Annotated in this window: 12 protein-coding genes; 10 read left to right on the plus strand and 2 right to left on the minus strand. The window is 71.0% G+C overall.

Going from position 1 to position 10,982, the window contains the following annotated elements; translation table 11 throughout:
* Positions 1-18 precede the first annotated feature (18 nt).
* From ACZ4FV_RS44905 to ACZ4FV_RS44930, 6 genes are all read left to right on the plus strand, one after another.
* A complete protein-coding gene (locus tag ACZ4FV_RS44905) occupies positions 19-1,341 on the plus strand; it encodes an ABC transporter ATP-binding protein (protein WP_465326669.1) in 1,323 nt (440 codons plus the stop codon).
* A gap of 36 nt (positions 1,342-1,377) precedes the next feature.
* Positions 1,378-2,052 carry a trimeric intracellular cation channel family protein gene (locus ACZ4FV_RS44910; protein WP_395873420.1) on the plus strand — a complete coding sequence of 225 codons (675 nt, stop codon included), beginning with the start codon at positions 1,378-1,380 and terminating at the stop codon, positions 2,050-2,052.
* A gap of 231 nt (positions 2,053-2,283) precedes the next feature.
* Complete coding sequence (locus ACZ4FV_RS44915) at positions 2,284-2,526, plus strand: hypothetical protein (RefSeq protein ID WP_395873419.1); 243 nt, start codon at positions 2,284-2,286, stop codon at positions 2,524-2,526.
* 13 nt (positions 2,527-2,539) lie between these two features.
* On the plus strand, positions 2,540-3,727 hold the full coding sequence (locus tag ACZ4FV_RS44920) for a cysteine desulfurase family protein (protein ID WP_395873418.1): 1,188 nt from the start codon (positions 2,540-2,542) through the stop codon (positions 3,725-3,727).
* Between the two features lie 232 nt (positions 3,728-3,959).
* Positions 3,960-5,072 (plus strand): tRNA 2-thiouridine(34) synthase MnmA, encoded by a 1,113-nt coding sequence (mnmA, locus tag ACZ4FV_RS44925; protein ID WP_395873417.1) that lies wholly within the window; start codon positions 3,960-3,962, stop codon positions 5,070-5,072.
* A gap of 825 nt (positions 5,073-5,897) precedes the next feature.
* Positions 5,898-6,698 (plus strand): DUF6585 family protein, encoded by an 801-nt coding sequence (locus ACZ4FV_RS44930; protein WP_465326673.1) that lies wholly within the window; start codon positions 5,898-5,900, stop codon positions 6,696-6,698.
* A 60-nt stretch (positions 6,699-6,758) separates the two neighbouring features.
* Here the strand turns inward: ACZ4FV_RS44930 and ACZ4FV_RS44935 are convergent, their stop codons facing one another.
* Positions 6,759-7,949 (minus strand): amidohydrolase family protein, encoded by a 1,191-nt coding sequence (locus ACZ4FV_RS44935; RefSeq protein WP_465326675.1) that lies wholly within the window; start codon positions 7,947-7,949, stop codon positions 6,759-6,761.
* A 219-nt stretch (positions 7,950-8,168) separates the two neighbouring features.
* Positions 8,169-8,393 (minus strand): hypothetical protein, encoded by a 225-nt coding sequence (locus tag ACZ4FV_RS44940; protein WP_395873414.1) that lies wholly within the window; start codon positions 8,391-8,393, stop codon positions 8,169-8,171.
* 129 nt (positions 8,394-8,522) lie between these two features.
* Between ACZ4FV_RS44940 and ACZ4FV_RS44945 the strand changes: the two genes are divergently transcribed.
* The 4 genes from ACZ4FV_RS44945 to ACZ4FV_RS44960 all read left to right on the plus strand — a co-directional run bounded on the left by ACZ4FV_RS44945 (position 8,523) and on the right by ACZ4FV_RS44960 (position 10,827).
* The gene (locus ACZ4FV_RS44945; protein ID WP_395873413.1) at positions 8,523-9,338 is read left to right on the plus strand and encodes a helix-turn-helix domain-containing protein; all 816 of its coding nucleotides are present in this window, start codon (positions 8,523-8,525) and stop codon (positions 9,336-9,338) included.
* 4 nt (positions 9,339-9,342) lie between these two features.
* A complete protein-coding gene (locus ACZ4FV_RS44950; protein WP_395873412.1) occupies positions 9,343-9,537 on the plus strand; it encodes a DUF397 domain-containing protein in 195 nt (64 codons plus the stop codon).
* Between the two features lie 72 nt (positions 9,538-9,609).
* On the plus strand, positions 9,610-9,798 hold the full coding sequence (locus ACZ4FV_RS44955) for a DUF397 domain-containing protein (RefSeq protein ID WP_402230713.1): 189 nt from the start codon (positions 9,610-9,612) through the stop codon (positions 9,796-9,798).
* A 606-nt stretch (positions 9,799-10,404) separates the two neighbouring features.
* On the plus strand, positions 10,405-10,827 hold the full coding sequence (locus tag ACZ4FV_RS44960; protein ID WP_465326678.1) for a VOC family protein: 423 nt from the start codon (positions 10,405-10,407) through the stop codon (positions 10,825-10,827).
* Positions 10,828-10,982 lie beyond the last annotated feature (155 nt).

Here is a 10,982-nt window from a genome sequence, read left to right on the forward strand (position 1 = left end):
GGGCACGTGGCCGGCCACATGGGTGGGACAGGGAACGGGAACGCTGAAGTGACCGAGGGCGCCCGAGCGGGAGACGACGTGAAAGCTGCGCAGGCCGTCGAGGCGGGAGCCGCGTCCCCGGACGCGCGGGAGCGGGATGTGCTGGTGCGCGTGCGCGGGCTGCGCAAGCACTTCCCGATCCGATCCGGGATGACCCGACGCCGGGCCGGCACGGTCAAGGCGGTGGACGGGCTCGACTTCGACATCCGCGAGGGCGAGACCCTCGGCCTGGTCGGCGAGTCGGGCTGCGGGAAGTCGACCACCGGGCGGATGGTGATGCGGCTGCTCGAACCCTCCGAGGGCACCATCGAGTTCGGCGGACGCGACCTCACCGGACTCTCCCGCGGGCAACTGCGCCCGCTGCGACGCGACTTCCAGATGATCTTCCAGGATCCGCAGTCCTCGCTGAACCCCCGGCACACCGTCGGCACCATCGTCGGACTGCCGTTCCGGTTGCAGAAGGTCACCCCCGAGGGTGGGATCAAGAAGGCCGTGCAGGAGTTGTTGGAGCTGGTCGGGCTCAGCCCCGAGCACTACAACCGCTATCCGCACGAGTTCTCCGGCGGCCAGCGGCAACGCATCGGCATCGCCCGCGCGCTGGCGCTGCGGCCCAAGCTGGTGGTCGCCGACGAACCGGTCTCCGCGCTGGACGTGTCGATCCAGGCGCAGGTGGTCAACCTGCTGGACGACCTGCAGAACGAGTTCGGCCTGACCTATCTGATCATCGCGCACGACCTGTCGGTGGTGCGACACACCAGCGACCGGGTCGCGGTGATGTACCTCGGCAAGATCGTCGAGATCGCCGACCGCGAGGACCTGTACAGCTCCCCCAAGCACCCGTACACGGTCGCGCTGATGTCGGCCGTACCGGTTCCGGACCCGGCCCGGCGGGAGACCCGCGAGCGCATTCTGCTCAAGGGCGACGTGCCCAGCCCGATGGACCCGCCGCCGGCTTGCCGGTTCCACACCCGGTGCTGGAAGGTGCAGGACATCTGCAAGACCCGGGAGCCACCGTTGGCCGAGGTGGCCGGGCGGCACCAGGTGGCCTGCCACTTCCCGGAGAACACGCCGACGGGGGAGGGTGCGGGCGAGGCGGTGGAGCTGGTGAAGCCGGCGGCGACCGAGCCCGTGGTGTCGGTGCCCGCGGCGCGCGAGCCGGTGGAGGCGGCTTCTTCGGAGGCTGGGGCGGAGGCGGGTTCGGAGGCGGGTCCGGGCGAGGGTTCCGACGCGGCTCCGAAGGCGGCTTCCGAGGCGGCGGATGAGCCCGATGGGAAGGACACACCGCCCACACCGGCCCCATGAGTATCGGCTCGTCCCGGGCGGTGTAGAACATCCGGTATGTCGCCCGAGGTGCCGCCAGAGATCTTCCATCACACGCTCCAACAGGTCCTGGACCTGATCGGCATCTTCGTGTTCGCGGCGGCCGGCGCGCTGATGGCCGTTCGGAAGAATTTCGATGTCATCGGGATCGTCCTGCTCGCCGAGGTGACCGCCCTCGGCGGCGGGGTGATCCGGGACGTGATCATCGGCGCGGTGCCCCCGGCGGCGTTCACGGATCTGGGGTACTTCTCCACGCCGCTGCTCGCCGCCGGACTGGTCTTCTTCCTGCATCCGCAGGTCGAGCGGATCATGTCCGCGATCGACGTGCTGGACGCGGCCGGGCTCGGCCTGTTCTGCGTCACCGGCACCGCGAAGGCGTACGCGTACGGTCTGAATCCGATCCCGGCGGCGGCGCTCGGAGTGACCACCGCCGTCGGCGGCGGCGCGATGCGCGACGTGCTGGCCCGTGAAGTACCCACGCTGCTGCGCTGGGACAAGGAGATCTACACCTTCCCGGCGCTGCTCGGCGCGGGGATCACCGCCGCGCTGATCGAGTTCGACCTGTTCGGGCCGGTCACCGCCACGGCGGCGGTGACCTTCGCGTTCCTGCTCCGGGTACTCGCGCTCCGGCGCGGCTGGCGGGCGCCGCGCGCGTGGCGCCGGAACTCGGGCACCAGCGCCGACGAGAGTTGATCCCACGGCGGTCCGCGCGGCGGGGTCCGCCCGGTTGTGGCCGCCGAGCCGCGTAACGCCGGGCTGTGCTTGCCGGGCCGCGTAAGCCGGGCTGCGTAATGCCGGGCTGTCCCGCCGGGCTGCCTACACCCGGTCGTGTCCCCGTCTCCGGGACCGGGACGGCTTCGCCGACCGGGGCCCGGCGGCTCGGTAGGCAGGCAGGCGGAAAGCCACCACTCATAAGAGTGGACCGTGCCCAACCGGCCCCGGCACGCGTTGCACCAGGATGTGTGGGAGATCCAGCAGCCGTTGACCTACGACCACCGGCCGAGACAACCAGACCCGAAGGAGGGGAGCCGGCGTCGGCGACTCGTCGCGTACCTGCGCGCCGCGCGGCCGACCTGGCGCCTGTGGCTCGGCCGATTCCTGCCCGGAGGGCCGCGCTACGGACGGGTGTACGGCCGCCCGCGCCGGCGCCCACGCGTACCCGACTAAGCTGCGCAGTGCGATGGCCTACTTCGATCACGCGGCGACCACCCCGATGCGCCTTTCGGCAATCCGGGCGATGACCGTACAGCTTGCCCACCTCGGGAATCCGTCCTCGTTGCACGCGTCCGGGCGGCGCGCGCGCCGCACGGTGGAGGAATCCCGCGAGTCGCTGGCCCATGCGCTGGGCGCGCGACCGAGCGAGATCGTCTTCACGGCGGGCGGCACCGAGGCCGACAACCTCGCGATCAAGGGGATCTACTGGTCCCGGATCGCGGCGGACCCGGCGCGGCGGCGGATACTGGTGAGCCCGGTGGAGCACCACGCCGTGCTCGACCCGGTGCTGTGGCTGGAGTCGGCCGGGGGTGCGGTGGTCGAGTGGCTGGACGTGGACGGCGACGGGCGGGTGCAGCCGGAGACGCTGCGGGCGGCCATAGAGCGCGATCCCGCGTCGGTGGCCCTGGTGTCGGTGATGTGGGCCAACAACGAGGTCGGCACGGTCGAGCCGATCGCCGAGCTGGTCGAGATCGCGCACGAGTTCGGCATCCCGTTCCACTCGGACGCGGTCCAGGCGGTCGGCCAGATCCCGGTCGACTTCGCGAAGACCGGGCTGGACGCGATGACGGTCACCGGACACAAGCTCGGCGGCCCGGGCAACTGCGGCGCGCTCGTGCTCGGGCGCGGCATCACGCCGGTACCGGTACTGCACGGCGGCGGCCAGGAGCGCGATGTGCGCTCGGGCACGCTGGACACCGCGTCGATCGCCGCGCTCGCGGTGGCGGCCGAGGAGTCGGTGCGCGAACAGGCCCAATACGCACGGCGGGTGGGTGCGCTGCGGGACGAACTGGTGCGCCGGATCGTCGCGGCCGTGCCGGACGCGCAGCTCAACGGCGATCGGCGACTGGACCCGGCGCATCGGTTGCCCGGCAACGCGCACTTCTCCTTCCCGGGCTGCGAGGGCGACTCGTTGTTGCTGCTGCTCGACGCGCGCGGGATCGAGTGCTCGACCGGTTCGGCCTGTTCGGCGGGCGTCGCGCAGCCGAGCCACGTGCTGCTCGCGATGGGCGCGGACAGCGCCCGGGCGCGCGGATCGCTGCGCTTCAGCCTGGGGCACACCACCACCGAGGCCGAGGTCGCGGAGCTGGCCGAGGCGATCCTGCCGGTGGTCACCCGAGCCCGCTCTGCGGGGTCGGTGACGTCGCGGCGTTAAGGCCGCGAGCGGGTCGGGGGTCGGGGGTCGGGTCAGGGTCGGGTCAGGGGTCGGGTCGGGTCAGGGGTCGGGTCGGGTCGGGGTCGGCTCGGGTTCGGGGTGTCATCGGGTTGGCTTCGGGCTGGGGTTCGGGTTCGGGTTGGCTTCGGGCTCGGGTTCGGGTTCGGCGGGGGTTCGGCTTCGGGTAATCCCCTCGGGGGTCGGCGGAGTGACCACGTACTCTTGAGGCGCTATGTCTGATCACACGCTTCCCCCTGCCAACGGCCGCCGCCTTCGGGTGCTCGCCGCCATGTCCGGCGGGGTCGACTCCGCCGTTGCCGCCGCGCGAGCGGTCGAGGCCGGACACGACGTGGTCGGTGTCCACCTCGCGCTCTCGGCGAAACCCGCGACGCTGCGCGAGGGCGCCCGAGGCTGTTGCACGATCGAGGACTCGCGGGACGCGCGGCGGGCCGCGGACGTGATCGGCATCCCGTTCTATGTGTGGGACATGGCCGAGCGCTTCCGCGAGGACGTCATGGACGACTTCGTGGCCGAGTACAAGGCGGGCCGTACGCCCAACCCGTGCCTGCGCTGCAACGAGAAGATCAAGTTCGCGGCGCTGCTGGACAAGGCGCTCGGGCTCGGCTTCGACGCGGTCTGCACCGGGCACTACGCGCAGATCGTCGAGCACCCGGACGGCTCGCGCGAGCTGCACCGCTCGGTGGACATGGGCAAGGACCAGTCGTACGTGCTGGGTGTGCTGGACACCGAGCAGCTCGCCCACGCGATGTTCCCGCTCGGTGGCGACACGAAGGGCGACGTACGTCTGGAGGCCGAGCGGCGGGACCTCGCGGTCGCGCAGAAGCCCGACAGCCACGACATCTGCTTCATCGCCGACGGCGACACGCAGGGCTTCCTGGCCAAGCACCTGGGCACCGAGCGCGGCGACATCGTGGACGCGAGCGGCACCAAGCTCGGCGAGCACGACGGCGCGTACGGATACACCATCGGCCAGCGCAAGGGCCTGCGGATCGGGCACCCGGCGGCGGACGGCAAGCCGCGGTATGTGCTGGACATCTCACCGGTGAACAACACCGTCACGGTCGGCCCGATCGAGGCGCTGGACGTGGACCGCCTGGTGGGCATCCGCCCGAGGTGGTGCGGTCCGGTCCCGGTCGGCGAGGTGGCCTGCACGGCCCAGGTGCGAGCGCACGGCGAGGAGACGCCGGCGATCGCGGAAGCGGTCGGCGACGAGATCCGCGTGCGGTTGGCCGAGCCGATCCGCGGCATCGCCCCGGGCCAGGCCGTGGTGCTGTACGACGGCACGCGGGTGATCGGGTCGGCGACGATCGACGGGACGGCTTAGAGGCTGGGTCGCGGGGGTGGCGGGGTGGGGGTGGGTCGCGGGGGCTGGGTCGCCGGGGCTGGGTCGCGGGGGGTGCGGGGCGGGGTGGCCGGAGTCGTGTCCCGCGGCGTTGCTGCTTGTTGGGCGACTTCGTCGCCGGCTCGCGAGGGACCACTTTTTTCTCTCCCCCGCTTCGCTCCTCCGAGAAAAAAGCGGCCCCTCGCTCGGGGCTTCGTGTCCCTCCGCTTCGCTCCGGGCCACGAAGCCCAAACTTGCGGCTCCGCCGCTCTCCGCGCTTCGCGCGTCGATCACGAGGTCTCGCCGGGGTCGTGGGCGCTGACGCGCCGGGGCGCGACCTGGTTCGGCGACTCAGGGAAGGCCTGATTCGTTCCCGCAGCCGATCCACCAAGCTGCGGGCAGCCACACCGGGGGCCGCGGGGCGCGACCGGGTTCGGCGACCCAGGGAGCGCCCGACTGGTTCTCGCAGCCGGTGCACCAAGCTGCGGGCAGCCACACCGGGGGCCGCGGGGCCGGAGCAGGCTTTCTCGGTGCCTGTGAAACCCCAACCTTCGCACCGGAGGCAACGGGTGGAGCGGGTGGGTACACATCCCGAGCCGCCTCAATCGCAACCGCCACGCCATGCGTCGAAGCCGGCCCCCGGGCCGGGGGTCGCACCTGGGCCGATCCCGCCGCGCTCCGAACTGGCCCAGGGCGTCGGGCTGTCCCCGTCAGCGACGCGTCGGTTCGCTCTTCCTGGGCGAGTTCCGCTGCCCCTGGGGTGGCACTTCGCTGTCTGGCCTTGGGGGGCTCGTGTCGGATCGTGGTCCCACCCCTGTTCCGCCCGCCATGCGCGGAGTCGCGCTGGACTTCGAACTCGGACCGCGCCGGGGGCTGGTGTGGACCGAACCAAAGCGCTTCCCGTGGATCGTGGTCCTGCTGCCGGCGCTGGTCGGGCTGGTGGTGCTCTGGCTGGGCATCTCGTTCGCCGTGGAGGATCAGCGAACCGAAGGCGCCTGGTACTACTCGCTGCCGCTGCTCATTCTGGGCGCCGCCATATTCGGTGCGGCCGGGTACTTCCTTTTCCTCGCACTCACCAGACGGCAGGCGCAGGTCTGGGTGGGCCACTACGAGCACGGCATCGTCCGAGAGGTCGCCGGGCGGGTACCGGAGCCGTACACCTGGGACGAGATCGACGGCATCCGGCGGCGCAGCGCGAAAGTGACGACCGGGATCACCAGCGCCACCATCCACGAACTCTGGGTGTATCCGCGTGAGGGCGACGAGATCGAAGTGAACGACGTGTACAAGGGCGCCGCCCGGTTCGCCGACGAGTTGGACAAGGCATTCACGCGGGTACGGCTGCCGCAGGACAGGGACCGGCTCAAGGCGGGCGAACGGGTCGACTTCTTCGGGGCCCATCTCGATCCCGCCGGCGTCGGGTGTCTCGATCAGCGGCTCGACTGGCGCGAGGTCGACCGGGTCACGGTGAAACAGGGTTGGCTGGAGATCCATCGGCGCGGCGACCGGAAGCCGTGGGCCACGCTCCCTGCGGAGGCGGTCCTGAATCTGTCGGTCTTCGTGGCCCTGGCGACGAGGATGCGCCAGGAGGCATCCGGGAATCGGTCGCGGTCAGGCGATCCGGTCTGATCCGGCGAAGGTCGGCGCTCCGGCGGCGGTTCCCGATCATCGAGTCGAAAGCGGAACGGCCTAGGCGAGGTTCGCCCAGGTGCCGCCGACCATGACCGCCGTGACGGCGGTGAGCGCGTCGATGCGGTCGAGGGGGTCGCCGTCGCACAGCAGGAGGTCGGCGTCGTGGCCGGCGCGGAGTCGGCCCTTGCGTTCGCCGAGACCGACCGCGTCGGCGGCGACGGAGGTGGCCGAGGCGAGGGCCTCGGCTGCCGAGACGCCGCCGACGACCAGATCGGCGATCGCCTGCGGCAGGCTCCCGTGCGGCTTGGCGGCGGTGATCCCCGAGTCGGCTCCGGAGACGATGCGGACCCCGGCCCGGTGTGCGCGGGCCACGTGGGCGAGTCGGACCTCGCGGGTCGCTCCGATGCGCTCCAGCAACTCCCGCACCGCCGGCGGCGGGAGCGCGTCCGGATCGGTACCGAGCGTGGGACACACGGCGATCCGCCGCGCCGCGAGTCGGTGCAGCAGGTCGTCGGAGATCTCCACACCCCGATCGGTCAGGCACGTGCAGTGCTCGATGCCGTCGGCGTGCGCGGCGAGGGCCTGTTCGACAGCGGGCAGGTTGTGTGCGTGCACGGTCACCGGCAGCCCGGCGGCGTGCGCCTCGTCCACGACCAGACGCAGTTCCGGCAAGGTGAATTGGCAGTGCATCACGTCGGTACCCGGGGTCATCGTGCCGCCACTGCCCATGACCTTGACCACGTCCACACCGCGCTCGGCCCGCTCCCGAACGGCCGCGCGCAGTTGATCGAGCCCGACGACCTCGCTGCCGAAGCGCCAACAGTGCCCCTTGGCACTGGTGATCGGCGGCCCGGCGGCCAGGATGGTCGGCGTGGGCAGACCGTCCGCCGCCCGATCGCGCCGGTGCAGCACCGACCAGTCGCGGTCGCCCAGATCGCGCACCACGGTCACCCCGACGGCCAGTTCGCGCCGTAGCGAGTCGGTGATCACGGCGTCGAGTTCGTCGGGGGAGTAGTCGGGCAGCCGGTCGAGCGCGCCGTCGCGACTGTCCCCGCCGAGGTGGCTGTGCAGGTCGAACAGGCCGGGGAGCACGGTCGCCGCGGGGTGTTCGACCAGGCGCCAGCCGTCCGGGATCGGGGATGCGCCGGACTCCAGCCCGAGGATGCGACCGTCCTTCACGAAGACGGACACCGGTCCGGGAAGCGCTCGTTCGCCGTCGAAGGCGCGTGCGGCTCGGATCACCAACATGTCGTTCCCGTCCCTTCGGGTCGGTCCCTGGGACAGCACCCTAGTCGCGAAATACCCGGAAGGCCCGGACCATCGATGGCGAACGGGGGCCGGGCCCGACGTCTGCGGCCCGACCCCCTGCCGCGCACCGGACGCCCGTCGGCGGCCGGTCTGCGCGGTGGCCGCCGCACCGGTCCCATGCCCGGTCGGCGGGTCGTGCGCCCTGCGGCGACGGGTCGTTCACCGCATCGGGCAGTCCGGCGAGCACGTACACGGCGGGTTCGTGCTCGGCCACGGGTCACGCGAGGAACGCTTGTGGAGTTGGGGCGGTACGACGACCCGCGTGCCGTCCGGCCCCACCCAGTACACGGCGATCACGATGCCGCTGCCGGGCGGTTCCGGGAACGGATCGCCCTCGGTGGAGGCGAGTTGGGGTGCGGCGGACGCCCGGCGGGGGTGGCTCATGTCGATGCGCCTTTCGTTGGCATGCGGACTCATTGCTGCTGTTTGTACGCCAAGCGTGACGGTGGGCATTTACGATCGGCAGGGGCCGGGGATTGACTTCGTTCGCTTTCAACGCTTTATGGGGGCAATGTGTCCGCCGCCACCGAACTGGACCCCTCGGCGTCCGTACTCACGTTCTATGCGACCGAGTTCAGGCGCGAGCGCGAGAAGATCGGGATGACTCAGCGCGCGATGGCCAAACGAGCCTGGATGGCACCATCGCTGCTCAACAAGATCGAGTCGGCCAAACGGTTGCCGACGGAGGACCTCTCGAAGCTGGCCGACGAACTCTTCGGTACGGGCGACCGGTTCCAGCGGCTGTGGCCGCTGGTGATCCGGTACGCGTACCCGGCGTGGTTCAGGCCGTTCGTCGAACTGGAGGAGGCGGCTTCGATCATTCGGTCGTTCGAGGTGCAGGTTGTTCCGGGATTGCTTCAGACGGAGCGGTACGCGCGGGCGATCTATGCCGCGCGGCGTCCGGACCCGAACGAGCTTGAGGAGCAAGTCACGGCGCGGATTCAACGACAGCGCATCTTCCACCGTGAGGATCCGCCCGAGTTCCGTGCAGTGCTCGATGAGACGGTGCTTCGACGTGTGTGGGGCAACAGGGAGGTCATGCGCGAACAGCTCGAACGTTTGGTAGAGCTCGCGCGCCTACCGCGCTTTGTGATTCAGGTACTCGCATATGAATCCGGAGGCCACGCAGGGGTTGGCGGACCATTCGCTGCGCTTACGCTGGATGAAGGACCAGACGTGGTCTATGTGGACGGATTCTTGCAAGGGCAGATCCTGGCCGCGCCGGCGCACGTGAAGGCAGCTCAGCGAGCTTACGATCTGCTCGTTGCCGATGCTCTTTCGCCCACGCAGTCAGCCGACCTGATCGTTTCCACGCTGAAGAAACTGTGAGCCCATGATCACGAACACAGACCTGGCCAGGCGTTGGCGGAAGAGCAGCTACAGCAGTGACAACGGCGGCAACTGCGTCGAGGTCGCCGACGGCTTCGCGGCCGTCCCCGTCCGCGACAGCAAGGCGCCCGCCCTCGGTCACCTCATCATCGCGCCCGCCTCTTGGACGGCTCTGCTGGTTTCTCTGTACCCGGCGTGACGAATCACCGCGCTTTGCCGCCTACTTCGAGGCGGCGAAGCCCGGATCGCCCGCGAAAGGAACCGTGAGCCTATGTCCGGCAGCACGCCCAACTGTTGGCGCAAGAGCAGCTACAGCAGCAACAACGGCGGCGACTGCGTCGAGGTTGCCGATGGCGTCGCGGCCGTTCCCGTCCGCGACAGCAAGGCGCCCGCCCTCGGTCACCTCACCATCGCGCCCGCCTCGTGGTCGGCCCTGCTGGACCGTGTACGCAAGTCCTGACGAATCAACGCAACCGGCGAGCCCCAGGCCCGGGGCGTCTTCAGGCGTGGCCGGCCTGGGGGGTTCGGTTGCGTTGTCGCGTTCGGCGCGCTGCTGTGGTTGCGGCCCCGAGCAGCGGTCAGTCGGCGGATCCGGCTTCCCGGATACTCCAGGACAACGGTGACCAGAGGGTCGAACGCACGGACGTCGTCCGGCCCCGTAGGGGACGTGCGTCGCGTCGCGGAGCGGCGACTCGACCGTGGCTGCGGAGCGGACAGGCAACCCGGCGCGGAGCGCCGGGCAACCAGCCGGCCTCCGGGCAACCAGCCGGCCTCCGGGCAACCAGCCGGCCTCCGGGCAACCAGCCGGCCTCCGGGCAACCAGCCGGCCTCCGGGCACGGCCGGCCCGCGCCGCGTTCGGGCGGAGTGACCCGCCGTGCGGTCGTCACTACCCGGCCACCCCACCCGCGATCCTGCGTCTTTCGGTCGGTCTCGTCACCACCGCTTGGCGCCGGTGCCGCGAATTTGTCGAGCCGAGTTGCTCGCGAAATTCCCGAGCCGAGTTGCTCGCTTTGGTGTTCGGTAGGGGTGTTCGGTTCGGTTCCTTCTCCAGCCTTGGGAGATCGCGTGGGTTCCACCATCCGGCACATCACCTTCGATTGCGCTCCGCCGCACGAGCCCTATGAACTCGCGCGGTTCTGGGGGCAGGTGCTCGATCTTCCGGTGGATGCGGACGACTCACCCGGTGACGACGAGGTCGGCCTGGACACGCCCGCCGGACAGATGACGCTGCTGTTCGTGCGGGTGCCCGAGGCGAAGACGCTGAAGAACCGGGTGCACCTCGACCTGGAGCCCGGGCGTTCGCGCGAGGAGGAGGTCGAGCGGGTGCTCGCGCTCGGCGGCGTGATCGTCGACGACCGGCGCAAGCCGAACGGCCGGGGCTGGGTGGTCTTCGAGGACCCGGCCGGCAACGAGTTCTGCATCGAGGCGAGCGAGGCGGACCGCGCCGCGGTGCTGGAACGTGAGCGGGCAGCGGCCGAAGCGCAGTGAGGCGGCCCCCGATGCTCCTTCGGGTCGACCCCCGCCAACCAACCTGACGAACCACAGGGCTGGGGGGGGGGGGGGGGGGGGGGGGGGGGGGGGGGGGGGGGGGGGGGGGGGGGGGGGGGGGGGGGGGGGGGGGGGGGGGGGGGGGGGGGGGGGGG

The sequence above is a fragment of the Embleya sp. NPDC025285 genome (assembly GCF_055558835.1).

Coding starts and splice junctions, on each gene's coding strand:
- mnmA (WP_395873417.1), top strand. CDS start 3,960: ATGTCTGATCACACGCTTCCCCCTGCCAACGGCCGCCGCCTTCGGGTG.
- ACZ4FV_RS44930 (WP_465326673.1), top strand. CDS start 5,898: ATGCGCGGAGTCGCGCTGGACTTCGAACTCGGACCGCGCCGGGGGCTG.
- ACZ4FV_RS44940 (WP_395873414.1), bottom strand. CDS start 8,393: ATGAGCCACCCCCGCCGGGCGTCCGCCGCACCCCAACTCGCCTCCACC.
- ACZ4FV_RS44955 (WP_402230713.1), top strand. CDS start 9,610: ATGTCCGGCAGCACGCCCAACTGTTGGCGCAAGAGCAGCTACAGCAGC.
- ACZ4FV_RS44910 (WP_395873420.1), top strand. CDS start 1,378: ATGTCGCCCGAGGTGCCGCCAGAGATCTTCCATCACACGCTCCAACAG.
- ACZ4FV_RS44935 (WP_465326675.1), bottom strand. CDS start 7,949: ATGTTGGTGATCCGAGCCGCACGCGCCTTCGACGGCGAACGAGCGCTT.
- ACZ4FV_RS44920 (WP_395873418.1), top strand. CDS start 2,540: ATGGCCTACTTCGATCACGCGGCGACCACCCCGATGCGCCTTTCGGCA.
- ACZ4FV_RS44905 (WP_465326669.1), top strand. CDS start 19: ATGGGTGGGACAGGGAACGGGAACGCTGAAGTGACCGAGGGCGCCCGA.
- ACZ4FV_RS44950 (WP_395873412.1), top strand. CDS start 9,343: ATGATCACGAACACAGACCTGGCCAGGCGTTGGCGGAAGAGCAGCTAC.